Below are 25,450 nucleotides of genomic sequence, written 5' to 3'. Positions count from 1 at the left end.
AATTCCTGCTTAGTTTTTTGCATATAACAAATATTTTTTATATAAATTGACCTTGACACGGCATATCGTATAGATATGCCGTGTTTTTATGCATTTACAATATATGTTATCACTTAACATGTAAGGACAACGTATGTATTTACGACTCATAAAACGCTTCCATAGTTATGCATGATTTGTATAGAATGTCATTTTTCCGAAAAATTTTCACAATTCTCACAAAAAGACTTTATTAATTTTTATTTTACTGGCATAATAGATAGTAATGAAAAAAGAATGTTAAAGTGGGTGAGTAAATGAAAAGTGGAGAAAAAGATTACTCGGTAAAAGAAGCGATGATTTTCAGCCAACGCATTGCTCAATTATCGAAAGCGTTATGGAAATGTGTAGAGAAAGATTGGCAGCAGTGGATTAAACCTTACGATTTAAATATTAATGAACATCATATTTTAACAATCGCTTATCATTTAAAAGGGGCTTCTATTTCTGAGATTGCTAAGTTTGGAGTTATGCACGTATCAACAGCGTTTAACTTCTCGAAAAAGCTGGAAGAACGCGGCTATCTTGTATTCTCAAAAAAGGAAGATGATAAACGAAATACGTACATTGAAATTACAGACAAAGGGGAAGAATTACTACTTCGCTTAATGGAAGAGTATGATCCTGAAAATAATTCAGTGTTTAATGGGGCTCTTGCACTTCGTAATTTTTATGGGAAGTTCCCAGAAAATATCGAACTGATTGCAATCCTGCGTAACATTTACGGACAAGACTTTATCGATATTTTTGAGAAATCATTAGAAGATATTGAAGAGAACTTTACAGAATCCGATCAAAAGTTAGTTAAGAAATAATCTATTTATTTTTTCGCAATCATGCTTAAGAATTCATTCATAAGCGGCTTAAATAAACCTTGTTTTGCTAGCGCTTCCGCAGTTTCGTGTACTTCGAGCTGATGTGGAAGCGCTTTTTCAAATTGATCTAACAGCGCATCGAACAAAAGAAGCCCTTCTGCTTTCTCCACTACATATTGCCCGTTCAGTTTTTCACAAAGATTTAGTATACGTTCAATATCTTTTTTACGAGCTTTTTTCTTTATGATCAAAGAATAAAATGGACACTTCTCTTCATCAATCATTTTAAATAATAGGTCTACATAGTATTCAGCTTGTTCTAATCTTCTAACAACGTCCATTTTCTCCCTCACTTTCTAACACAAAGTCTTCTATTTCTGAATTTTGTAACACGAACAAAATATCGTGTGATACAATATATGTATATGTATATGTATATGTATTTTAGCCAAAAGGAGGTCTCGCCTCATGACACTTATAACAGTTGTTTTTGTCGCATTCGCACTTCTTGTTATATTTTACACGAATTTCATGACACATACACTGTGTGAACGAAAACAAATAGCTGCGAGCCGCCAGCCCGGTGTCTTTCGGGTTATTAATGTATGTATAACAATTTTATTAATTTCTAGTTATATAGAAATTATATTTCATGGAAAGTGAGGAAGGAAAGCCCCTTCCTCACTTTTTTCCTCTATAAGCAAATTATACCTACAATAACCAATAAAATAAACAGTACAAGTAATAAAATAAGTTGAGAATTCATCCCCATCCCCTCCTCTATTCTGTATATGCGGCATACGCCCAATATGGCACACTTTCAAAATCTGACACGTGCTGGTTAATTTTTCTTTATCAATATGAAAACGGTTCGAAATATGATATATTAAATTTTGTACATATTGCTTATACTATAGAACAAAACATTCATCAAAACTTTATCCTCAGCCACGGTAAGCCCTGTTAAGCGCGCTTTACCAATATAAAAAAGCAAAAGTATCAGTGAGACTTAATCGGGCTCTTATGAACTAAAATTCATTGGTGTAGGATAAATTAAAAATACATAATAGTAGGAGTGTTTATTGAATGAAGAAAGCTATGCTTGCCTTAGCCGCAACAAGTGTAATCGCATTATCAGCATGTGGAACATCATCATCAGACAAAATTGTTACATCTAAAGCTGGTGACATTACAAAAGAAGAATTCTACGATCAAATGAAGACACAAGCTGGTAAACAAGTACTAAACAACATGGTTATGGAAAAAGTACTTATTAAAAACTACAAAGTTGAAGACAAAGATGTAGACAAAAAGTTCGATGAAATGAAAAAACAATACGGTGATCAATTCGATACACTAATGAAACAACAAGGTATTAAAGAAGAAACTATTAAAAATAGTGTGCGTGCTCAATTAGCTCAAGAAAAAGCGGTTGAACAATCGATTACTGATAAAGATGTAAAAGCAAAATTCGAGGATTATAAAAAAGAAATTAAAGCAAGTCATATCCTTGTAAAAGATGAAGAAACTGCTAAAAAGGTAAAAGATGAACTTGCTCAAGGTAAATCTTTCGAAGAATTAGCAAAACAATACTCTGAAGATACAGGCTCAAAAGAAAAAGGTGGCGACTTAGGATTCTTCGGACCAGGAAAAATGGTAAAAGAATTTGAAGAAGCAGCTCAAAAGTTGAAAAAAGGTGAAGTAAGCGAACCTGTAAAAACACAATTTGGTTACCATATTATTAAAGTAACTGATAATCACGCAGATGCAACTTTCGATAAAGCAAAAGCTGATATTAAAAAAGCACTAGTTCAAGAAAAAACACAAGATGCTCAATTTATGAACGATCTTATGATGAAAGAAATCAAAAAAGCTGACGTAAAAGTTGACGATAAAGATTTAAAAGATCTTTTCAAAGAGCAAAAAGCTGACGATAAAAAAGACGAAAAGAAATAATGAAGTAAAAAAAGCTTGGGCTTCGGCCCGAGCTTTTTTTATCCCCTCTTCTCCCGGTAGTTATATCTAGATTCGGTAAATGAAATTATATCGGCGATTTTCAAAATATATCAGCGCAACTCCAATTATATCAGCGATTTTCGAAATATATCGACTTACCGACAAAAAACGACAACAAGCGTGACTCCTCTTCAAACACAAAAAAACCTTGATCCACGCCACGTAGAACCAAGGTTTATCTTATTATCATTGATTAAATGAAAAAACTATGTTAAATTAGAACAGAAACACGTTTTACAAAACAAAAGGAACGTATTTATCCGCATCTTAATTGTACACCAAAACACATCTTCAGTCAACCTCTATTTTTCACTTTTAAAGGAGTGCTTACCGTATGAACAAAAAACTTGATCTAGAGCAAAAAAGATTGGATACCGTAATTGAAACAATTACGGAGAAAATTGATAAACTGGAAAACGAAACTGGCAGACGCCGAGCAGAAGTAATCAATATTCGTAAACACTTTTGGGATGATGTGAAAGTGAATACTGATACTTTCGATGATTATCTTGAAACAGTTATCAACTTAAGACAACAAGCTCAGTCACTAGCTGTCACACAAATTACCCATAAGCACACCTTTAATCGACTTGCCGCATTAAGACGCATGCATAAAGCACCTTATTTCGGACGAATTGATTTCAAAGAAGAAGGAGAATCTGCCGCGGATCAAATTTATATCGGCGTCGCTACACTTACTGATGCAAGCGGAGAAAACTTCCTTATATATGACTGGCGCGCACCTATTTCGAGTGTGTACTACGATTATCCACCAGGACCGGCTGAATACAGTACACCAGGCGGCGTAATCCACGGTAATGTGGAGAAAAAATTACAATACATTATTCAAAATGGCGAGATTGATTCTATGTTCGATACGAGCCTTACAATTGGTGATGAAATCTTGCAACAAGCGCTTGGAAAAGGCACGAACAAACATATGCAAAGCATCGTTGCTACGATTCAGCGCGAGCAAAATGAAATTATCCGTCACGATGAAGGCCGACTCCTTATCGTGCAAGGAGCCGCTGGTAGTGGTAAAACATCAGCTGCATTGCAACGAATCGCCTACTTACTATATAAATATCGCGAATGGCTAAAAGCAGATCAAATTATTCTCTTCTCTCCTAACTCTATGTTCAATAGCTACGTTTCTAACGTACTACCTGAACTCGGTGAAGAAAATATGCAGCAAGTTACATTCCAAGAATATTTAAATCATAGACTAAGTAAGTCATTTGAAGTTGAAGATCCTTATGAACAATTAGAATATATGTTAACTGAAACGAATAATCCTACCTATAAAACGAGAAATGCGAGTATCCGATTTAAAGCATCCACTCAATTTTTCGAGATGATTAGAGCGTACAGACAATCTCTTGAATCTTCAGGCATGCTATTTAGAGGAATGAAATTTAGAGGAAAACTGATTGTTTCTGCGAAAGAAATTACAGAACAATTTTACAATACCGACTCCTCCCTCCGCTTCCATAGTCGAATTGAGAAGTTAACGGATTGGCTAAACAAGCAAATAGATGCACTTGAAAAAGCAGAACTGAAAAAGCCTTGGGTAGAAGAAGAAATTGAATTACTTAGTAAAGATGAATACCAAAAAGCTTATAAATATTTACAGAAAAAAGGCGAGTTTGACGACAACTCCTTTAATGATTTTGAAAAAGAAACGAGAGTACTTGGACGTATGATTGTCCGTAAAAAATTGAAGCCACTGCGTAAAGGCGTTCAAACATTACGCTTTATCAATTTCACAGGCATATATAAACAACTTTTCACAGATGCATCATGGGTTACTGAGAAAAAACCGAAAGAGTGGGATGACATTTGCTCCTTAACAGTAAACATGCTTGATGAAGGAAAACTATATTACGAGGATGCGACTCCATTCTTACTTTTAAAAGAATTAATTGAAGGCTTCCAAACGAACAGGTCGATTAAACACGTACTCGTAGACGAAGCGCAAGATTATTCGCCGTTTCAGTTCGAGTTTTTAAAACGTCTCTTCCCTGCTGCAAGAATGACTGTACTCGGAGACTTTAACCAAGCGATATTTGCTCATGCGAGTGAAGCAGTGAATTTCAACACACTTACTAGCTTATACGGACCAGACGAAACGAACGGCATCAACTTAACTCGTAGCTATCGCTCAACAAAACCAATTATTGAATTTACACGCACTCTCGTCCCGGAGGGCAAGAACATTCACGCCTTTGAACGTGACGGCGAGAAACCTAAAGTGACGAAAGTATCGAATGTCAACGAACTGCACGAACACATTACTGCCAAAGTTGCGGAACTACAAAAAGAGCAGCATAATACGATCGCAATTATATGTAAATCTGCAGCTGAAAGCGCCGCTGCCTACGAAGCACTTCGTCATATCGACAATATTAAACTTGTGAAAAGTAACTCAGCCGAGTATGAGCAAGGCATCGTCGTGATCCCTGCTTATTTAGCGAAGGGTATTGAATTTGACGCTGTTATTATTTACGATGCTTCTAAAGCTGTGTACAGTGATGAGAGCGTACGTAGATTGTTCTACACTGCTTGTACGCGGGCGATGCATGAGTTGCAACTTTATAGCGTTGGCGAGGTTAGTCCTTTTGTGCTTGGGGCTGATTCGGAGAGTTTTGAGCTTATAATGAAAACACCTTGATAATCATCAAGGTGTTTTTCTCATTCTAAAAGGAATATCTTTACGTCGATATACACTTAGCACGATCCCCATTATAAATGCGTGAAATAGAGTTGGTATCAAGCCGTAACTAATAAAGGGTAATGATATAGAGACACGTGGTAATATCCCAAGAATCATGCCAACGTTATAAACGAAATGGAATACAAAAAGAGTTACTCCACCAACGAGGAGTAATTTACCATAACCATCATTTATTTTATAAGCTATATTCATTATTCTTACTGCAAAAAGAGACAAAATCAAGACAAGAACTAGCGCAAGCACATATCCATAATAGTAAGTCAAACTTGCAAATACAAAATCAGTATGAGTAGCAGGGATAGACTTTATATTTCCATATGTACCAAACCAACCTGCCGATGCCATTGCCTCTTTTAAACGTAAATACCATTGATCATGCTCTGGGTTTAAAAACCCTAAAATTCTAGCTATCCGGTATTCTTTTACGGCAGACCAGGAAAATAAATCCCTAATAATAAAGAAACAAATCGGTAACATTGTAATGAGCCAGGCCGTTTTCTTTCCTAACTTACTCCACCAAAGCATAACAAATACCATCGTGATATAGATGAACAGTGGTAAAAGAGTTGATGTAGTTAGAAATAAATATAAAGAAAATAAATACAACATGAGAAGATGTATAAACTTTAATCTACTGTTATTGAAAAAAGAAGCCCAGGCTAGAAGGAAGAATGGTATTGTCATTAGACAGTCAATTATGATGGAACCAATTTTCATTAATGGCTCACCATTCAAATAAGCAGTCGGAAAACACTTTATCATTAACAAGATAAGTACACCAATTGTATAAAACAGCCACCCGAGTCTCTCTAACTTCCGATAATCAAATAGCATCATCCCAATCGCTGTTGTAACACCGAGAATTACAAATATCACCTTATTCATTAATAAGTCAGCATGTCCAAGCGCTATAACTGGCAAAAATCCTAGCCCCATCGCAGCCACTAATAAACCAATTAAGAACCAATCAACCTTTGGCTTATGTAGTTTATTAAGTTCCTGGCCAAGCTTAATTGGACTTCCCATTTGTTCAACAGCCTTATCTTCAGCAACTTCCTCACTTAAGCCTTTCTCTATCCACATATTCTTCGTCTGTTTCAAGTGAAAGTCTAGTTCTGTTGCCACCAAGTCCTTCGCTTCTTTTGATTTAATATGGTTCGTAACTTCTTTTAAAAAACGCTCCCCTTTTTTGCTCAATTTTTTCTCACTCCTGTACTAATCCTTTTAATATAAATCGTGCCTTCGTAGCATTCTTCTCTGCCTTTCGCAGCATTTTATTTCCTTTATCATTTAATTGATAATATTTAGCTCCCGCGTGATCCCAGCTAGATTGGATAAAGCGATTTTGTTCTAGACGATGTAATAAAGTGTATAGAGACCCTTCACCACCTTCGAATTTTTGAATCCCTCTCCCTCTTAGCAACTGCATCAATTCATAACCCGTTTTTTCATTCATAAGAAGTTGTAACACTGCTAAAAGGATATCTTCTTCCTTTTCGGACGATTGCTTAATTTTTTCGCGCACCTGCTTCTGGTGCTGATCAGAAAAACTCAAATGTTTAAACGTTGTGTTCTCCATTGATTTTCGCAAACCTTTTAATCGATCTTCCATTTGATTATCCCTCCAATCCTTTCTTCAAAAGCTCCTTCGCTTTTTTCAGTCTCGTTTTTATCGTGTTTTCCTTCACTTCTATTACCGTAGCCACCTCTTTAATTGATAATTCCTCATAATAAAATAGATAAATCACTTCTCGATATTTTATCGGTAAACTCATTACTGCAGAAGCCAGTTCACGATCCTCCGCATTTTGAATGACAGTTTGTTCCACACTTTCTTTTTGACTCTCCATATACGTAAAGTCATCCTCTGTCACGATAACTTTTTTGTTATACCAACTTTTTAAATAGTCCTTACATTGATTGATTGCAATTCTCCATAACCATGTTTTCAAATTCGAATTCCCTTTATATGTATGAAGAGATTTATAGCATTTCACGAATATATCTTGCGTTAAATCCTCCGCAACCTCTTTATTATTCACATACGAATACACAAGCTGCAGGACTTCTTGCCCATACTTGTTCATTATTTCGTCGATAAGGTCCTCCTTATCCTCTATTTCAAACGCTTCTATCGTTAATTCATCCACATCATTTCCTCCTTCCCATATATTAGACGACGCACTGTATGGAAAAGTTTTATAAATACATAAAAAAATACGGATGGTAATGTCCATACCGTTTTTATGAATATTTATTTACTTCTTGTCCCCTGACACTAATGCTCTGCTTAAAAACAGGAATTTTCATCCATATATCTTGTTCCCTATTTTAAAACATAATACAATGAATACGTAACTTAATAAGCTATAACTAGTAGGTGTGGCAATCATCTCTTCCATTTTGAAAAAAGGGGGAGGTGATAATATAATCGCGATGTTTATAATTAAATTAGTGTATGGTATCCTAACCGGAGCTGGCGTTGTCATCGGTAGAAGATACGTCGGTCCGTGGCTAATTTCTGTATACAAAAAAGCGAGAACCACCCTGCTTCGTGGAAAAGGTAAGGGCGGTTCTCGGCTAAAACATTAATGTAATTGTCTTATAACCGCACCTACTACCACCACAATAGCAAGTTAGGTTACACAAGGCAGAAGTTTCTCAGGCTTCTGTCTTTTTTTATTTTATGTAAAATTCACACTACATACTCTATCATCATTGTAACACATTTTATTTATTTTTAGTCAAGAGAAAAACTACCCAAAGGGCTCCCCTTCAGGTAGTTCTCTATTTTACGCTAACGCAGCTAGACTTTTTCAAGTTCAGCTGTGCCGCTCTCATCATTTATAGCACCAATAAAGACGGATTATGTACCCGCTTCATAACAGTATGAGTAAACAAGGAACAACACCTATTACGAATATAAAAAATCCTCTCACTATATAGCACTTATGTTTTCAGCAATACTCTATTACCATCAAACTAAATTTGTATAATTTAAACTACAGAATAGCAAGCTAATTTTCAAATATCTTCTTGCGCATTATCCTAAATTTATTATCTATTTGTATCATGCTTATAAATAAAAGATATCCTACCGACGCACCGAGCATATTTATAGCAATCCGCCACACATCAAAAACATCAGACAAAGTTAGTAAATGTAATATCTCCCAAACAAGAAAGGTCATAACATACCACTTACGAGCTTTCTTATAGTTAGTCACTTTATTAATCAGCACTGGAACGAAAAATCCGAATGGAACTACTAATATTATATGTTGTAAAACACTTAACCAATAAGTTGAGTTTCCCCAAGGACCTGGATGTGCAATAAAATCTTTAACTTGCCAAAGTGTTATTCCAAAAAGTTGTAATAACGTTTCTAAATCAGATATATGTAAAAATTGCTGCCAAAATTCAATGGGATGATAGACAGTCCCACCTGTCAAACTGCGAACAGAGTCAAATGTAGAAGTTGAAATAAACGTTCCTAAAAAGACAATAAAACAAATGATTATATAAGGAATACATAAAATTTTTGATAATACCTTTAATGGTCTAGGAACTTCGTATACCGATTTATTAATCTCTACGCCAATAACTTTTGATTCTCCAAAACTTTGAATCGCTTTATAAATCGCTTCTTTTTCATTCATACCTTGTTCCATATATTCTTCTTTCAAGCTGTTCAAGTGATCATACATTTCTAGAAATAACTCATCCTGTTCAATATCACTAAGTTCTGAATAGGCTAAAATAGACTTAATATACTCATCAAATTCACTCATAAATAACTCCTTTCTGACAAGCTTGAATTAATGCTGTTACACTCTCCCAAGAATTCACTTTCTTCTGCAATTCTTTTTTCCCTTTATCTGTAATAGTATAGAATTTCCTTTTCATCCCATTCTCAGATTCATTCCAATAAGATTCAAGAAACTCCTTTTTCTCTAATCTCTTTAAAGCAGGATACAAAGTTCCCTGCCCCATACTATACAAATCTTCACTTGCATCCTTTAAACTTTGAGCTATTTCATATCCATATGTATCACGTTTTGCAATGATAGAAAGTAATAAAATATCTATACTTCCCTTCAAGATTTCTTTGTCCAACAATACCACCACCTTATATACATCGTATAACAACATATGTCGTTATGCAATATAGTTAGAAGAATATTCCATAAAAAAAGAACCACCTAAAGGCTCCCCTTCAGGTGGTTCTCTATTTTATGCTAACGCAGCTGCCTGTTCTTGTTGATCTACAGGAATAACAGCGTCTGTTAGTGCTTTTTCTAGTTCTGCTGTATATTTCATTTGTTCTTCTTTGCTCCAGCCTAGTTTCGCAGCCATGTAGTTGATTACTGCTTCTTTCCACTCATATACCCAGTGAATGTTGAAGAATACAGCGCCTCTGCGGCGTACGAAGAAGTCAACTGGTTTTGCTGTCATTTCGTAATCCATTGCGTATACAAGCGGGATTAGAACGTCAAGCGGCATGTTGTATTCTTTCGCTTCGTCTTTATGTTTTTTCGCTAAGTCAAATAGTACGTCAACGTTAGAACCATAGAATTTCGCGAATTCTTCTGCTTGTGCTGTTGTTAAACCATATTTCGTACCTTCGCCAGCTTTTTTCGCAACGAATGCTGGGAATCCGTGTGAACCATCTACATGTCCACCAGAGATTGGCATATGTTTCGTGTCGCTCTTCGGATATGCGCTATGACCTTCTTTTTGTAGTAAGTTCGTTACGTAGTCTACTACCATTTCAGCCATTTTGCGGTATCCTGTTAATTTACCACCTGCAATTGTAATTAAACCAGATTCAGAAGTCCAAATTTCGTCTTTACGAGAAATTTCAGATGCACTCTTACCCTCTTCATAAATTAACGGACGTACACCAGCCCAGCTTGATTCAATGTCTTTCTCTGTAATTTTCACGCTTGGGAACATGTAGTTAATCGCATTAATGATGTATGTGCGATCTTCTGTTGTCATTTGTGGTACAGCTGCGTCTTTATCGTAGAACGTATCTGTTGTACCTACATAAGTTTTTCCGCCGCGAGGAATCGCGAACACCATACGTTTATCTGGTGTATCGAAGTAAATCGCTTGACCTAATGGGAAACGTTTTTGGTCAATTACTAAGTGAACACCTTTTGATAACTGAAGTACTTTCCCTTTTTTCGAGTTATCTTTTTCACGAAGTGTATCTACCCAAGGGCCAGCTGCGTTTACAATTTTCTTACCATACACTTCATATACTTCACCGTCTAGTAAATCGATTACACGTACACCGCATACTTTTCCATCTTTATATAAGAAACTGTCTACTTTTGCGTAGTTAACAGCTTTTGCGCCGTGCTCAATTGCTTCTTTCATTACTTCAATTGTAAGACGCGCATCATCTGTACGATATTCTACGTAGTAACCGCCGCCTTTTAATCCTTCTTTTTTTACAAGAGGCTCTTTGTTTAATGTTTCTTCACGGTTAAACATCTTTCTGCGCTCGCTTCGTTTTACACCTGCTAAGAAGTCGTATACACGAAGACCAATTGATGTACTAAATGATCCGAACGTACCACCTGTATGGAACGGAAGTAACATCCACTCTGGTGTTGTTACATGGGGACCGTTCTCATATACGATCGCACGCTCTTTACCCACCTCTGCTACCATTTTCACTTCAAGTTGTTTTAAATAACGTAGACCACCGTGTACAAGCTTCGTTGAACGACTTGATGTACCTGCTGCAAAGTCCTGCATTTCAAACACAATTGTTGATAACCCGCGTGTTGCTCCATCTAATGCAATACCAGAACCAGTAATACCTCCACCAATTACGATCACATCTAACTCTTGTTTATTTACTCCGTTTAATACGTCTTTACGTTGTTTACTTGAAAATTTCATGGTAATTCCTCCCTTTGATAACGAAAAAAGAGACCACAAACTCCGCTATAGATTTCGCCTCTATAGCGCGTTGTGGTCTCTCCAAATCTCCTACCGAATTATTAACTTGTCACCATTATAACACTGTTTATGATTATTTGAAAGCTTTTGTTGCTTCAATTGCTTTTTTCCATCCAGCATATAGCTCTTCGCTTGTTTTCGCTTCCATCGTTGGTTCAAAGCGTTTGTCCATATGCCACTGTTCTTTAATTTCATCTTGGTTTTTCCAATATCCAACCGCAAGACCAGCTAAGTATGCTGCACCTAGAGCCGTTGTTTCATTGATTACTGGACGCTCTACAGGAACATCTAAAATATCACTTTGGAACTTCATTAAGAAGTTATTTTTAACCGCTCCGCCATCAACGCGTAATGTTTTCAGTTCAATACCTGAATCTGCTTCCATTGCGCATAATACATCTTTCGTTTGGTAAGCTAAAGATTCTAGCGTTGCACGAATGAAGTGCTCTTTCGTCGTACCGCGTGTTACACCAAACATAGCGCCGCGTACTTCACTATCCCAGTAAGGTGTTCCTAGTCCAACGAATGCTGGTACAACGTATACACCGTCAGTTGATTCAACGCGATTCGCGTACACTTCACTCTCACTCGCATCTTTAAACATGCGCATTCCGTCGCGTAACCATTGAATTGCAGAACCCGCTACGAAAATACTTCCTTCTAATGCGTAGTTTACTTTACCATCTATTCCCCATGCAATTGTTGTTAATAGACCGTGCTCAGAAGCTACTGCTTTTTCACCTGTGTTCATTAACATGAAGCAACCAGTTCCGTAAGTATTTTTCGCCATACCTTCACCGAAACAAGCTTGTCCAAATAAAGCTGCTTGTTGGTCACCAGCTACACCTGCAATCGGTACATTTTGGCCGAAGAAGTGGTAATCAATTGTTTCTCCGTAAATTTCAGATGATGGACGTACTTCTGGAAGCATGCTCTTTGGTACTGTTAACATTTCTAGAAGCTCATCATCCCACTGTAAGTCGTGAATGTTAAACATTAACGTACGTGATGCATTTGAGTAATCTGTTACGTGTGCTTTACCACCAGATAGTTTCCATACAAGCCACGAATCAATTGTTCCGAATAATAGATCGCCGTTTTCTGCTTTTTCTCTTGCACCTTCAACATTATCTAAAATCCATTTTACTTTCGTACCAGAGAAGTATGCATCAATTAAAAGACCTGTTTTTTCACGAACCATTTCGCTATAACCTTTTTCTTTTAACTCATCACAAATTTCAGCTGTTTGGCGAGATTGCCATACGATTGCGTTGTAAATTGGTTTACTAGTTGTTTTATCCCAGACAACCGTTGTTTCACGTTGGTTCGTAATACCGATACCTGCGATTTGTTCCGGTTTTACATCTGCTTCGCTTAAGCAAGTTGCGATAACTGCTAAAATAGATCCCCAAATTTCTTGTGCATTATGCTCTACCCAGCCCGGCTTTGGAAAATGTTGTGTAAACTCTTTTTGAGCTGAATGAACAATTTCACCTTTTTTATTGAAAAGAATTGCGCGTGAGCTTGTTGTTCCTTGGTCTAATGAAAGAATATATTTTTTCATATCGGTTTCCCCCTTATGCTACTTTTCTACTATTTGTATTGCTTCCGCTTTTTTTACTTGTCATATAAGAGATTGCTAGTACAATCACAGTTGCGATAATCACATAAATAAGTGCTGAATTTTGCTTTCCTTCAAATACAACTTGATGGAATAAACCTGCAAGTGATCCACCTAAAATTGGACCAACTACTGGAATCCATGCATACTTCCAGTTTGAACCGCCTTTTCCTGCAATCGGAAGGAAGAAGTGTGCGATACGCGGACCTAAATCACGTGCTGGGTTAATTGCGTATCCTGTTGTCCCACCTAATGATAAACCAATACTTACAATTAAGAAACCTACGATAAATGGATTTAATCCATCTGCAAATTTATTTGCACCAATTGCTAATATACCAAATACTAAAACGAATGTTCCAATCATTTCACTTAAAAGGTTTGCAAATGTGTTCGGAATTGCTGGACCTGTTGCAAATACACCTAACTTTGTTCCTGGATCTTCTGTTTCTTTCCAGTGTGGTAAGTAATGTAAATATACGATAACTGCCCCGATAATTGCCCCAATCATTTGTGCTGCGATATAACCAGGTACGTCACTCCATGGGAACGCTCCCTTAAATGCTAATCCTATTGTTAAAGCTGGATTCAAATGTGCCCCACTAATTGATCCAACCGCATATGCTGCAACCGCTACCGCTAAGCCCCAGCCCATTGTAATTACAATCCAACCAGAATCTTTCGCAAACGACTTCTTTAAACTTACACCAGCACAAACGCCGCCACCAAGTACGATTAACAACGCAGTCCCTATTAACTCTCCTAAAAATGCTGACATAGTATCCCTCCACAATCAATTTAAACGCTTCCAAATGTGATAGAGGTAAAATGAATGGCCATTCGTTTTTGTCAAAAGAAAAAGACCCACAGCTTGCACGCTTCTATATAAATTTATATAGAAACAATGAAATGTGGATCTCTACTTTTCTCCGTCACGTTTATTAACTTGTCTATAATGTTAACCGTAAATGAAAGCGGTGTCAACGAAAAAATTCACATTTTCGTCACTTTTTTTGGTAATGTTTCCATAGTTCGCGTTTTGATGTCGTAATTGCTGTCGCACCAGCGTTTAAAGCTCTTTCCACATCTTCTACAGTACGAATAAAACCACCTGCTAAAATCGGTACACCAGTACGCTCTTTCACTTCAGCGATAACGTCCGTTAATGCTCCAGGAAGTACCTCAATATAATCCGGTTTCGTCTTATCTAAAAGATTGCAGCTCTTCTCCATCGCACTCGAATCGATTAAAAAGATGCGTTGTATTGCCACAACACCTTTTTGCTTCGCCTTCATAATAACGCTCGCCTTTGTTGAAAGTAACCCGTACGGTCTAAACTCCTGACATAAATATTCCGTCGCATGCCCATCACTCTGCAAACCATGAATTAAATCCACATGTAAAAACACCTTTTTACAATATTGCTTCGCAAGCGATATAACACTCTTCAATTGGCCGACATGAATATCTAAAATAACAATATATTCATACGAACTATGTAATAGCTTTTCCAAATCTTTAATTTGCCTCACTGCCGGCAAAATCTTCTGTTCATGAAATTCCATTCTCTATATCCCCTTCTTTATGTCATCCTATCCTTTATAGTACACAATTTAAGTGAAAAGAACAGCTAGTGTAGGGGATTTCTTTCAAATCTTTCCTCTATCTATATATTTTCTTCAACTTATCCGATCCCATACCACCTATAATCATGAATGCAAGGGGTAAAAGATTCATTACATATGGCGCATCTGCTACAATTGTAATACTTGCTCCTGCAAACTTATTTAGCATCCATACAACGATTTTTGCAATAAACAAAAATACCCCTATCATAAATAGACTATCAAAAAACACCTTCCATTTTGGATACGCCAATTGCTTACTATCTTCAATTACTTTCTGCGTCAATTCTTCATCACTCCTTAGCAGTTCATCAATTGTAATACCGAACAGATCACTTAAATGAATAATAATTTCAATGCTCGGATAGTTCTTTCCCGTCTCCCATTTAGAAACAGATTGCCTGCTCACATGAAGTTTTTCAGCCAAATCATTTTGCGACCAATTTCTTTTTTCCCTTTCTTCTTTTAAACGCTCACTAAAAATCATACTGTGTTTATCACCTCTCTACGCCCATTATGTTCAAATAAATGATGAAGAGTAAAGCTAGTTATCGTTGCATTTCCTGCGCAACTTATACGTTACAGCTTATAATGGCGCTCTTTTATATGTATCTTCCCTATACTATGCTCCAATAATAATTTCCCGAACAATAATACAAGGGACGGATACTAATAAAGTGAAACTTTAATCAACCCTCACCAATCGGGCTTTTACGGACCGCCCGCCCCCACCTAACTTCTTTGCTTCCGCTGAATTTTGAGGTGGGGTCTTACTGCCCGGCAAATAGCGGGATAAAGACTAGATTAGGCATAAAAAATACGCCATCCCTTCTTATCAGTCTCCAGAAAGAATAACGCAAATTTTCATTTTTACTCATCATTTTTCGGACTATATGAAAACCCCGGATATTTCACAACAGGCCTCTTCTCCTTACGCAGGGAATCCATTACTTGCGGGCCAACATGTATATTACTCTCCACTATTTCTCTAGGGGTCAGTGCCATCCATTGATTTAACGATACATCTTCAAAACGATTACTTCTGAACATCTCTAAAAACCATAATGTTTCGGTACCTGTATTTTGAATATAATGCCCCGTCGCAAACGGTACATATCCGACATCGCCAGCTCTATAATCAAATGTACGAGCGGTACCATTTCCAAGAAACACAGTCATTCTCGCTTCCCCTGTCAAATAATATTGCCATTCATCATTATTCGGGTGCCAATGAAGTTCTCTCATTCCGCCAGGCTCAACCTCAACGAGCGCTGCTGCGATTGTTTTGGAAATAGGGAAATTTGTAGAATCTACAATTCGAACGCTACCACCAGGCGTCTTAATCGGCTTTTGTTTTAACAATTCATGTTTAAATGTTAAAGGAACTTCTCCTTTCGGTGATTGAATTTCCTGACTTTCAAGCGAACCTGGCACCTCTCCTTGATAAATATAAACTTGATCTGAAGGGATAGAACGAAAAGCACTCTCAGGTACTCCGAAATTAGCCGACAACACTTCTTTTGGCGTATGCGCAAACCAATCAGAAATAGCTAAAGTAGATAAATCAGAAAAATGCCCATCATCGAAAACGAGTAGAAATTCACAATGTTCCAATCCTTGAATGGAATGCGGAATACCAGGCGGAAAATACCAAAGATCACCTGGTCCAACATCAGCAATAAAATTCCGTCCATTTTGATCAACAGCCGTTATGCGTGCCCGTCCTAAAAGCATATACGCCCATTCCGCTTCTTTATGCCAATGTAGTTCTCGTACTCCACCGGCCGTTAAACTCATATTTACTCCCGCAATCGTCGTCGAAACCGGTAGTTCTCGAACAGTAATCTCCCGAGACCACCCGCCTTGTTTCAAAATCATAGAAGTGTCCGAGAATGAAAACTTCAAGTTAGGAACTAATCCTGCATCCGTTATAGGCGGAACAAGCATATTCGGATTTTGAATATCCCGCATAACATTACGAGGTCCAGAATCAATCGTACCTGCTCCGTCGCTGCGGATTGGTTGTGGCACATTCCCTCCCGCTTCATTAACAGTACGTTTCTTCATGATTACACTCCTTTTTCATCCAATTAGTAAGTAAAAAGCCTCCATCATAGTGTATGAATTGGGCTTTGGATGGTTACAGTTACTATGGAGTTACATCATCTGCCTATCATTATCGTTTTGTTCATTTCTCAACTTATACTAGTATGCTTAGCGCTTAGGAAGACAAAAAAATAAACTAGAACTAACAAAAAACCCTGTAAAATTTATTACAGATTTTTTCACCAATTATTTATTGTTTTATATATCGAATACGAACATTATCGTCCATTTGATAAATTTGTAATGTGTTCCCATAACTAATTCCTAACTCTTCACTTGCACCAACTGCACCCACAAGTACCTCTTAAAATAATTTATTCTTAGTTGGTTTTACTACCGATACTCTTCGCTGCCTCTTCAAACAGTTTCGAACCTTCTTGTGCTTTACTTACTGATTGATGCATTTTACTTTCGTCTTCTTGATCTAATGCATCAAAGAGAAGTTGAAAACAATCCGCATACAGTTCCATCGACTGCTTTATCTTCGCCTGTTCTCCCTGTAACTCAGGAGGCGCTTGTAGATTCTTCAGTTTCGTTGCAGTTGCCTTTGCTCCACCTAAACTCAGTTGTACTTCACTTTTCTTTTGTTTGTATGATTTTACGTCTGAATCTGCTATTCCTTCAATTAATTTCATTGTATCTTCAATTTGAGTAGCACTATTTATGATATCTGCCTTGTACCTTTCAACATCTGAACCAGTTACCTTACCAGTTGAAAAACTAGAAGAAGTTGAATTATTTGAAGAAGAACTTGGTTGACTACTTGATGAACTACTGTTTGTACCTTCACCTTTCGCTACAGATAAGCTATCCTCTTTCTTGCTATCAGTTGACTTACTCTCTTTTTCAGAAGTCTTATTCTCTTTCTCTACCTTTTGCGTTTCTTCTTTCTTTGGCTCAGCTTTCTTACCATCAGTTTCAATTGTAATACAACCACTCAATAACATAACTGGTAACGCTAAACTTACTAATTTCTTTGCTTTCATGATTACTAATACCCCTTTATTTGTAAAATGTAGTGCAAACAAGTTAATATACTTAACTAATAAATTTCCCCCGAATAATTTATTAAAATCTACTATCCATAGATTTCCTGTATATTCATAATATTTCCATATATATCATTTTACAAAGAATTACATATTTGGTCAAAGGGATTTATGTAGTCCTTAAAAGAAAATTTTAATCACAAAGAAAAGAAGCTAACAATAAATTGTTAACTTCTCAATCGAAAGTAAAATACTATCTTTCCTTATCTTCTAATATCTAGGTTGTGATTGAATATTTGTAAGATGAACATCATACATATCAATGATTTCAAGAAATCTATCAGCTTCACGGAAAACATGGTCTGCTAATAACGGATGAATGATACTCTTTATTTTACATTGCTCAATTAAATCACGTGCTGTTTTCTTAAAATCCCGAAGAGATGCAACCGACACACGATTTTGATCTAAAAATTGATCTAAAAGAGGGGCTGTTTGGGATTGTGGTTTCATAGATTCTAAGTCAATTGCTTGATACATCAATTCATCAAAATCATTGCTAAAATTCCGTGCTGTATCTACAAGCTTTCTTTCCGATGGATCAAGAAGATGGCCAATAAATTTAGCATGGTCTGCCATAATCCGTAAAAAGAAAACATTTTCTTTAATAATAGCATCAGGAAGCGCATCTAATTTACCTTCATTTAATTGTATTAAACGTTTTCTAAAATAATCAGCTTCCCTACTTGTATGGTCAACTAAAAGTGGAAAGTTATTTTGTCCTGGCAATTTACATGTGAGAATTAATCCTAAAATTTTTCGTTTAAATCCCCAAATATTAGTTGCGGCTTGTTGTACTTCTGCATTAAATCTTTTTATTTGCTCAGGATCTGTTTCATTTGTATAGGAATGCGCTATTTGTTCAATATGTTCAAACAATCGATAAAATTGATTCGCCTCTTCGATTAGTTGAGTATCCTCTCACCTAAATCCTAAACGAAGAAAAAAAGAATGCTCCTTCATGATTCTAGACCAAAAACGAATTTCATTTAATGAACGCTCAACAAACATTACAGATGTAACACCTGTATCCGGATGTAATGAAGTTTCATCCCTATGCATTGTTAATCCCCCCCAGTAAAATCCCCACTAGTTCCATTCTTATGAGTAAAAAAATATATAAATACCATCAATAAAAGTTTATGATGACTCTCTTATACATGTAAAATTAAACTAATATAACCTTAGCTTGATGAACATATACTGCTCCCGCAGAAGAAAAAAAGCTACCACCGAGATGTAAAATCCTACTAGGTGGTAACCTTTCAAAATTTCTATTAAAGCAATACCGAATCTTTATCACTTTCCTGATTACGTTTCTCACGCTCTTCTTCTAAACGCTTCATATATACTTCGCCTTCTTTTTCAATAAACTCATTATCCATATCTTGCTCTTTTTTCGAAGTATATAAAACCATGTAGCCACTTAGTACAATCCCGACAATCACAAGATACACCCACCATGGTAAAGTTTCCAAATCACTTCATTCCTTTCCTTAGACAAGCCTTATTAGTTTCACTTTATGAGGAAAGAAGTGGATTTATGCTTAAAATTTTTATTGTGGATGCTTCGCGAAAAATGCTTGTACATATTCCATAAACTCAATTGGTTCTTGACGAAACGGTGCGTGGTATCCTTTTTCAATAATATGAAACGTACTATTTGCAAATAGCCCATGATACAGTTCACCATTTTTCCAAGAAACGCTCTTATCGTGTCGTCCCCATATAATTAAAGTCGGCACCTTAATCTTATCGGCTTCCATCGCGATGCGGCGCTCTCTCATTTTCGTAAGCTGATCATAATGCTCTTTATCATCACGACTATTTTTCACTTCATTTTTATTATACTTCGTAATCTCGGTTACAGTTTGTAAGTCCGTCGATAGCGGTGGTACTTCATAACTTTCTTTTTGCTGGAAAGACTCTATCCCTGTAGCATCCGCCAAGATGAGATGCGTCACTGCATCCGGATATAAATACGCTAAATTAAGGGACATCTCTCCGCCCATTGAATGGCCGAGCACCGCAAACTGATCGTATCCAAGCTTCTTCATTAACTTATAATATAAATTCACTTGCGCAGGAAACGAATACTGAAAATCAACCGGCTTAGAAGAACGCCCAAACCCTAAAATATCAACCGCAATAATCGTATGATCTCGCACTAGTTCCGGATAAATATCACTAAACCCATCAGAAGAACCACCAAACCCATGCAACATGAGTAACGGAGGTTTCCCCTCACCAATTTGCTTAAAATAAATCGTCTGCCCATCAATTTGCGCCATACTCTCTTTCGTATTCAGCTTCATCATAACAGTATCTTTCACTTCTTCAACCTTCGCAATCGGCTTATCAACGAAGTTACATACGATAAGCAAAACAAGCACAATACCGCTAATCAAATAAAACTTAAACCGTTTCAAAGTTCCCGTCTCCTTTCTTGAGTTGCTATTTAAAGTTTTTACATTTTTTGGTTGTTTTATGTTCTCTTTTTAATTGTAACTAAAACAGTTACAATTATACTAAAAAAATATAACTCATTTCTATTACTAATGGTTATTCTGTAACTATTATAGTTACATATTTAAAGTAAGTCAATTCTTTTCTCTACATGGCCTGAAAATAGAAAAAGGGACTTCATGTTGAAGTCCCTTTCTTTGTTATTATAGTTGGCTTACTCCGCCGTCGCCTCTATTATCTGCTGGTGCTCCGCCTGTGTCGCCAATGTTAACGTAGTCTGGTCTTGCTGGTGCTCCTCCGTCACCAATATTAACTGCTTGCTGTGTAGTAGAAGAAAAATTAAGTCCCAATGAAAGAATCCCTACAAAAATTAATCCTTTTGCTATTACGCCTACTTTTTTCATTATTTCAACGCCCCTTTTTCTAAATGTTTTTTCTGTGCTTGATTATTTATATAAAAATATTTACTTGCCTTTACATGGTTTTCTTCTTTATAAAATTGCATAGCTAAAATCTCAGTATATTCTTGAATACAATCCAACAAACCTTCTTTCTCAAAATATAAAATCCCATTTAAAATAGTGGATTCTAATAATACACTAGACGTCTTTTGATTCATTTCCTTTAAAATTACAAAACGGTGCTGAAATTCTTTATTTTGTATCTTATTACATATATCTAATCCTTTTTCAATTAATTCAGCGGCAGTATCGATTTTTCCAATTTTGTAATATTCACGTGCTAATACAAACATTGCTTTGAAATGTTTGGGATTACTTTTTATTACTTCTACTAAATGTCGAATTGCTAAACTCGAAAGGTTTTGACTTGCATATAACCATGCTAAATTATGACGAACCATTGTAATAAATCTTTCATTATCTATCTTTTGAAATACATCTAATGCCAAATTCAACTTCTCTTCGGCTTGTTCATATTGCTTTAAATCAATACAAGCCATTGCAAAAATATTCTCACACAAAGCAATACAAACTTCATAGCCAGGATGTTTTTCATATTCATCTTTTGCTAAACGTATTTGATCAATCGCCATCAATGGTTTATACGTTTGATAAGACAAATATGCAAATCTATAATTGAATTCAGCATGTTCCAACGAAGATGTTATATATTTAAGTAATTTCCCAGCCTCTTCAAAGTGATTTTGTGACTCAATGTAATTTGATATATACATTGCATGAATACCTTTAAATAAGTGATAATAATGTGTTAAAAGTGCGTCATCAGGAATTATAAAGGTATTAATTTCATCAAAACTATTCTCTGTAATACTCAAACTATCAATTAGCACATGATAACGGAATTTTAATAATGCGTGATAAAATGCCGCATACTGATCTTCTTTAATATAAATAACCTTGGACTCTATTTCCTCATTTAGTACTTTCGCTTTAACCACATCTTGTTTTAACATTGAATGATACCAATCATCCAATAAGTGTCTCATTTGCTCCCGCGTTACTACATCTGCTCCCATAAACTCGCATCCCCTTTTCTCCAAAATTAGGATTTTTATACAATTATCAAAATTGTATATTACCACTCCTTTTCTATGTATTGAAAAGTAATTATCAGAAAATTTAATGTTTTAATTAATTATACCAAACTTTTCCTTTTTGATAACTTGAGAAACAATTGTCAGAAAACTTACTAGGATAAATAAAAAAGCAAGCAGTTCCAGCACTCCGCTAAAACTACTTGCTCTCCTACTTACTATCTCTATTTTTACTCTTTAATAAATTCCTTCGTACTTCTCACTGTATCAATTGGACGGACTAATTTTTCAATTTCTTCACGTTTTGGCTCTAGGAATGGAGGTAAAGATAATTTTTCGCCAAGTGTTTCGTATGGCTCATCTCCCATAAATCCTGGGCCATCTGTTGCAAATTCAAATAAGATTTGTGGTGCAACTCTTGCGTATAATGATTCGAAGAAGTGACGGTTTACATAGCCAGATGAAGGAAGTCCAACGCTACTGATTCTCTCAATCCATTCTTCTAATACAGCGCGATCTTCTACGCGAAATGCCGCATGGTGCACTGTACCAAAACCTTGTTGTGCTTCAGGAAGAACTGTATTATGTTCTACAATGACAGAAGCACCGTTTCCACCTTTATTCACTTCAAATAAATAGAATTCTCCTTCTTGCGCAACCTCTTTAAATAATAAAACTTTTTCTAGCACTTCTTTGAAGAAACTAAAGTTTGCAATACGGATGAATACAGGGCCTAAACCAGTAATTGCATATTCTAATGGAACTGGTCCGTTTTGCCATGGTGTACCTGATTCGATCCCTTTATCAAGTTCATCTGAGATTAATTGATAGTGTTGGTCATCAAAGTCAACGAAAGAAAGAGTTTTCTTACCAAATTGCTCTTTAATTCCTGTATGTTCTACTTCAAGACGGTCAAAGCGTTTCACCCAATACTCTAATGCTGCATCAGTTGGTACACGGAATGAAGTTTTTGAAATTTCATTTGTACCGTGTACTCCTTTTGGAATACCTGGGAAGTCAAAGAATGTCATATCTGTTCCTGCACTACCTTTATCATCTGCAAAGAATAAATGATACGTTTGAATGTCATCTTGGTTTACTGTTTTTTTAACTAAACGCATTCCTAAAACATGAGTGAAAAACTCATAGTTTTTTTCTGCACTACTTGTAATCGCTGTAACGTGGTGAATTCCTTTTAATTGGTTCATTTTATATTCCTCCAATGGTTTTAAATTTTATATTTTCTCTTCAATAGGTGCTAAATTTGCTTCAATCTCTGCACGCTGATTTTCTAAGAACGGTGGTAAATCAAGTTTTTCTCCTAAATGTTCTACATCTCCATCAACTGTAAACCCTGGTCCATCTGTCGCAATTTCAAAAAGGATTCCGTTTGATTCACGGAAATATAAGCTTTTAAAGTAGAAACGGTCAATGATTCCTGAAGAATGGAAGCCTCTTTGTTTCACTTGTTCTTCCCAATAGGCAAGCTCTGCATCGTTTTTCACACGAATTGCTAAATGGTGGATGCTACCGCGGCCCGGTTTTTCAGTAGGACCATCTAAATATTTCACAACGATTTCTCCAAAAGCCTCTCCTTTAATGGACTGAAAAATTACTTCCTCTTCGCTTCGGCTAACCTCTGTATAACCAAACATCTCTGTAAGTGTACTCGCCAGTTTATCAAGTCTACGCACTGTCATTTCCACTGAACCCATTCCTTGAATTTGATGCTTTGCAGGAACTTCTGATTTCTCCCAAGTTTCCCAGTGCTCTACTTTTTCTCCGTTTGAAACGAGTAGTACTAAGCGAAGACCTTCAGCATCCTCAAATTGTAAAGCAGGACGATTTGCATATGTTGTCATCTCACTATGTTTCACATCAAATTTCTCAAATCGTTCTTTCCAGTAATGTAAGCTTTCCTCTGAAGGAACGAGTAATCCAATTCGAGTAATCGCATTTGTACCGCGATATGTTCTTCCTACTAAAGGAATTTCAAAAAATGATAACTCTGTACCCGGACTTCCTGTTTTATCTCCGTAAAATAAATGGTACATTGACGGATCATCTTGGTTCACTGTCATTTTCACACGACGTAATCCAAGCACATTTTTATAAAAGTGATTATTTTCATTTGCATTTTTCGTAACCATTGAAATGTGATGATGCCCTTTAATTTTATACATTTTTAATTCCTCCGCTTCGTTTTACTAGTCAAGTGATGATAAAAAAATAATATGCTTTTTAGCTGTTCAATTTATTCTCATTATGTTTTTGTAAATTCATCTTAGTTTTTACTGTATAAGTTACTTTGTTTTTTAATCGAAAACAACTGAGTGTATGTTTTTCATATGGCTCAATTACTTTCGTTACTATCACTTTACAACTCAAGTGATTAAAAAGCAAGTATTTTATCTCGAGTTCAAGATATTTTTTTATAAAGTATTATTTACTTCCTATAAAAATAGCCTCACTAAGTGTATTAACACTTAATGAGGCCACTTTATTCACATTATTAATTATGGAACGTCGGCTTATAGAACGAACGATTATCAAGTGCGAAGACACGCTCTGTGTATTCGCCTGGTTTTGTGCGTCCTAATGCGCGGTCCATCATGTTCATTTTTGCATCTAAGTTATCGATGTAATGCAGAATTTCTGCTTCTTTTACTAATGGTGGTTTTGGACTACCCCATTCTGCTTTTCCGTGGTGAGAAAGGACGATGTGTTGAAGAATTAATACTTCTTCTGCATCGATTTGCAATTCGTCTGCTGCTTTACCAATTTCGTTCACCATAATAGAAATGTGGCCTAGTAAATTTCCTTCTAACGTATACGTTGTAGAAATTGGGCCAGATAGTTCGATTACTTTACCAAGGTCATGTAAAATAACGCCTGCATATAGTAAGTCTTTATCTAACGATGGGTATAGATTTGAGATAGCTTTCGCTAAATCAAGCATTGATACGACGTGATAAGCTAGTCCAGATACGAACTCGTGATGGTTCTTTGTCGCTGCTGGATAGTCTAAAAATTCGTTTTGATGCTTATTTAATAAATGTCTTGTTAGACGCTGAATGTTCGGGTTTCTCATTTCAAATATGTATTGCGTAATTTTCTCAACCATATCTTCTTTTTTCACTGGTGCTTTTTCTACGAAGTCTGAGATATCTGTTACTTCATTTTCATTCGCAACACGAATTTGTTTCACACGTAATTGAATACGTCCTTTGTAGTTTAAAATATCACCAGCTACTTTCACGATTGTTTCCGCTACATATTGTTTCTCAACTTCTGGTGATACGTCCCACAATTTCGCTTCAATGTCTCCACTTGGATCTTGTAAGATTACTGTTAAAAATGGCTTTCCATTGCTTGCGATACCTTTTGTCGCTGTTTTAATTAACAAGAAAATATCGACTTGTTCACCAACTTCATACTCTGCAATTTTCTTTTTCATTCGAATTCCTCCACCAAATCAGTTACTTTT

25 protein-coding genes and 1 pseudogene are annotated in these 25,450 nt (G+C 36.2%); 4 read left to right on the top strand and 22 right to left on the bottom strand.

Annotated features, from left to right (window positions below; translation table 11 throughout):
• Positions 1 to 296 precede the first annotated feature (296 nt).
• Positions 297 to 854 carry an HTH-type transcriptional regulator Hpr gene (locus V7S45_RS05260; RefSeq protein ID WP_000834924.1) on the top strand — a complete coding sequence of 186 codons (558 nt, stop codon included), beginning with the start codon at positions 297 to 299 and terminating at the stop codon, positions 852 to 854.
• A 5-nt stretch (positions 855 to 859) separates the two neighbouring features.
• Here V7S45_RS05260 and V7S45_RS05255 read toward each other — a convergent pair whose 3' ends face one another.
• On the bottom strand, positions 860 to 1,195 hold the full coding sequence (locus tag V7S45_RS05255) for a YhaI family protein (protein WP_257115905.1): 336 nt from the start codon (positions 1,193 to 1,195) through the stop codon (positions 860 to 862).
• Positions 1,196 to 1,322: 127 nt separating this feature from the next.
• On the opposite strand from V7S45_RS05255, the gene V7S45_RS05250 reads away from it, so the two are divergent.
• Complete coding sequence (locus V7S45_RS05250; RefSeq protein WP_000172690.1) at positions 1,323 to 1,517, top strand: hypothetical protein; 195 nt, start codon at positions 1,323 to 1,325, stop codon at positions 1,515 to 1,517.
• A 31-nt stretch (positions 1,518 to 1,548) separates the two neighbouring features.
• On the opposite strand, the gene V7S45_RS05245 is transcribed toward V7S45_RS05250, so the two are convergent.
• Complete coding sequence (locus V7S45_RS05245; protein ID WP_002023459.1) at positions 1,549 to 1,662, bottom strand: hypothetical protein; 114 nt, start codon at positions 1,660 to 1,662, stop codon at positions 1,549 to 1,551.
• A 278-nt stretch (positions 1,663 to 1,940) separates the two neighbouring features.
• Here V7S45_RS05245 and prsA point away from each other — a divergent pair, with 278 nt between their 5' ends.
• On the top strand, positions 1,941 to 2,810 hold the full coding sequence (prsA, locus tag V7S45_RS05240; protein ID WP_030023723.1) for a peptidylprolyl isomerase PrsA: 870 nt from the start codon (positions 1,941 to 1,943) through the stop codon (positions 2,808 to 2,810).
• 394 nt (positions 2,811 to 3,204) lie between these two features.
• A complete protein-coding gene (gene helD / locus V7S45_RS05235; protein ID WP_342761683.1) occupies positions 3,205 to 5,541 on the top strand; it encodes an RNA polymerase recycling motor HelD in 2,337 nt (778 codons plus the stop codon).
• A 6-nt stretch (positions 5,542 to 5,547) separates the two neighbouring features.
• On the opposite strand, the gene V7S45_RS05230 is transcribed toward helD, so the two are convergent.
• From V7S45_RS05230 to yhaM, 20 genes and pseudogenes are all read right to left on the bottom strand, one after another.
• Complete coding sequence (locus V7S45_RS05230; protein WP_257115904.1) at positions 5,548 to 6,801, bottom strand: FtsW/RodA/SpoVE family cell cycle protein; 1,254 nt, start codon at positions 6,799 to 6,801, stop codon at positions 5,548 to 5,550.
• Positions 6,802 to 6,808: 7 nt separating this feature from the next.
• Complete coding sequence (locus tag V7S45_RS05225; RefSeq protein ID WP_000390151.1) at positions 6,809 to 7,216, bottom strand: PadR family transcriptional regulator; 408 nt, start codon at positions 7,214 to 7,216, stop codon at positions 6,809 to 6,811.
• A 4-nt stretch (positions 7,217 to 7,220) separates the two neighbouring features.
• Positions 7,221 to 7,754 (bottom strand): sigma-70 family RNA polymerase sigma factor, encoded by a 534-nt coding sequence (locus V7S45_RS05220; protein ID WP_098327205.1) that lies wholly within the window; start codon positions 7,752 to 7,754, stop codon positions 7,221 to 7,223.
• Between the two features lie 867 nt (positions 7,755 to 8,621).
• Complete coding sequence (locus tag V7S45_RS05215) at positions 8,622 to 9,395, bottom strand: VanZ family protein (RefSeq protein ID WP_001288383.1); 774 nt, start codon at positions 9,393 to 9,395, stop codon at positions 8,622 to 8,624.
• Complete coding sequence (locus V7S45_RS05210; protein ID WP_000356630.1) at positions 9,388 to 9,720, bottom strand: PadR family transcriptional regulator; 333 nt, start codon at positions 9,718 to 9,720, stop codon at positions 9,388 to 9,390. The genes V7S45_RS05215 and V7S45_RS05210 overlap by 8 nt, the downstream gene beginning before the upstream one ends.
• Before the next feature lie 117 nt (positions 9,721 to 9,837).
• Positions 9,838 to 11,520 carry an aerobic glycerol-3-phosphate dehydrogenase gene (gene glpD, locus V7S45_RS05205; protein ID WP_000672831.1) on the bottom strand — a complete coding sequence of 561 codons (1,683 nt, stop codon included), beginning with the start codon at positions 11,518 to 11,520 and terminating at the stop codon, positions 9,838 to 9,840.
• Positions 11,521 to 11,653: 133 nt separating this feature from the next.
• Positions 11,654 to 13,144 carry a glycerol kinase GlpK gene (gene glpK, locus V7S45_RS05200; RefSeq protein ID WP_000760009.1) on the bottom strand — a complete coding sequence of 497 codons (1,491 nt, stop codon included), beginning with the start codon at positions 13,142 to 13,144 and terminating at the stop codon, positions 11,654 to 11,656.
• Positions 13,145 to 13,157: 13 nt separating this feature from the next.
• Entirely contained in the window at positions 13,158 to 13,979 is an 822-nt protein-coding gene (gene glpF, locus V7S45_RS05195) for a glycerol uptake facilitator protein GlpF (protein WP_001272195.1), read from the bottom strand.
• 226 nt (positions 13,980 to 14,205) lie between these two features.
• Positions 14,206 to 14,766 carry a glycerol uptake operon antiterminator GlpP gene (glpP, locus tag V7S45_RS05190; RefSeq protein WP_000394285.1) on the bottom strand — a complete coding sequence of 187 codons (561 nt, stop codon included), beginning with the start codon at positions 14,764 to 14,766 and terminating at the stop codon, positions 14,206 to 14,208.
• A 97-nt stretch (positions 14,767 to 14,863) separates the two neighbouring features.
• Positions 14,864 to 15,313 (bottom strand): helix-turn-helix transcriptional regulator, encoded by a 450-nt coding sequence (locus V7S45_RS05185; protein WP_000577656.1) that lies wholly within the window; start codon positions 15,311 to 15,313, stop codon positions 14,864 to 14,866.
• Positions 15,314 to 15,696: 383 nt separating this feature from the next.
• Positions 15,697 to 16,893 (bottom strand): oxalate decarboxylase family bicupin, encoded by a 1,197-nt coding sequence (locus tag V7S45_RS05180; RefSeq protein WP_098283711.1) that lies wholly within the window; start codon positions 16,891 to 16,893, stop codon positions 15,697 to 15,699.
• A gap of 359 nt (positions 16,894 to 17,252) precedes the next feature.
• Complete coding sequence (locus V7S45_RS05175) at positions 17,253 to 17,918, bottom strand: hypothetical protein (protein WP_000644834.1); 666 nt, start codon at positions 17,916 to 17,918, stop codon at positions 17,253 to 17,255.
• Positions 17,919 to 18,191: 273 nt separating this feature from the next.
• Positions 18,192 to 19,043: pseudogene (locus tag V7S45_RS05170) on the bottom strand (DUF2935 domain-containing protein).
• Positions 19,044 to 19,258: 215 nt separating this feature from the next.
• The gene (locus tag V7S45_RS05165; protein ID WP_000449225.1) at positions 19,259 to 19,459 is read right to left on the bottom strand and encodes a sporulation YhaL family protein; all 201 of its coding nucleotides are present in this window, start codon (positions 19,457 to 19,459) and stop codon (positions 19,259 to 19,261) included.
• Between the two features lie 78 nt (positions 19,460 to 19,537).
• Complete coding sequence (locus tag V7S45_RS05160; RefSeq protein ID WP_000819468.1) at positions 19,538 to 20,410, bottom strand: alpha/beta hydrolase; 873 nt, start codon at positions 20,408 to 20,410, stop codon at positions 19,538 to 19,540.
• 240 nt (positions 20,411 to 20,650) lie between these two features.
• Positions 20,651 to 20,851, bottom strand: coding sequence for a Phr family secreted Rap phosphatase inhibitor (locus tag V7S45_RS05155; protein WP_000755466.1), 201 nt, complete (start codon positions 20,849 to 20,851; stop codon positions 20,651 to 20,653).
• Complete coding sequence (locus V7S45_RS05150) at positions 20,851 to 21,945, bottom strand: hypothetical protein (protein WP_098567547.1); 1,095 nt, start codon at positions 21,943 to 21,945, stop codon at positions 20,851 to 20,853. Before V7S45_RS05150 ends, V7S45_RS05155 begins: the two co-directional genes overlap by 1 nt.
• A 248-nt stretch (positions 21,946 to 22,193) precedes the next feature.
• Positions 22,194 to 23,171 carry a ring-cleaving dioxygenase gene (locus V7S45_RS05145; protein ID WP_098138432.1) on the bottom strand — a complete coding sequence of 326 codons (978 nt, stop codon included), beginning with the start codon at positions 23,169 to 23,171 and terminating at the stop codon, positions 22,194 to 22,196.
• 27 nt (positions 23,172 to 23,198) lie between these two features.
• Positions 23,199 to 24,146 carry a ring-cleaving dioxygenase gene (locus V7S45_RS05140; protein WP_098567546.1) on the bottom strand — a complete coding sequence of 316 codons (948 nt, stop codon included), beginning with the start codon at positions 24,144 to 24,146 and terminating at the stop codon, positions 23,199 to 23,201.
• A gap of 329 nt (positions 24,147 to 24,475) precedes the next feature.
• Complete coding sequence (gene yhaM, locus V7S45_RS05135; RefSeq protein ID WP_000726639.1) at positions 24,476 to 25,420, bottom strand: 3'-5' exoribonuclease YhaM; 945 nt, start codon at positions 25,418 to 25,420, stop codon at positions 24,476 to 24,478.
• Positions 25,421 to 25,450: the final 30 nt, after the last annotated feature.

The sequence above is a fragment of the Bacillus sp. BR3(2024) genome, assembly GCF_039134555.1.
In the GTDB taxonomy this organism is placed as follows: domain Bacteria; phylum Bacillota; class Bacilli; order Bacillales; family Bacillaceae_G; genus Bacillus_A; species Bacillus_A cereus.
This window is presented reverse-complemented; position numbering and strand designations above follow the sequence as displayed.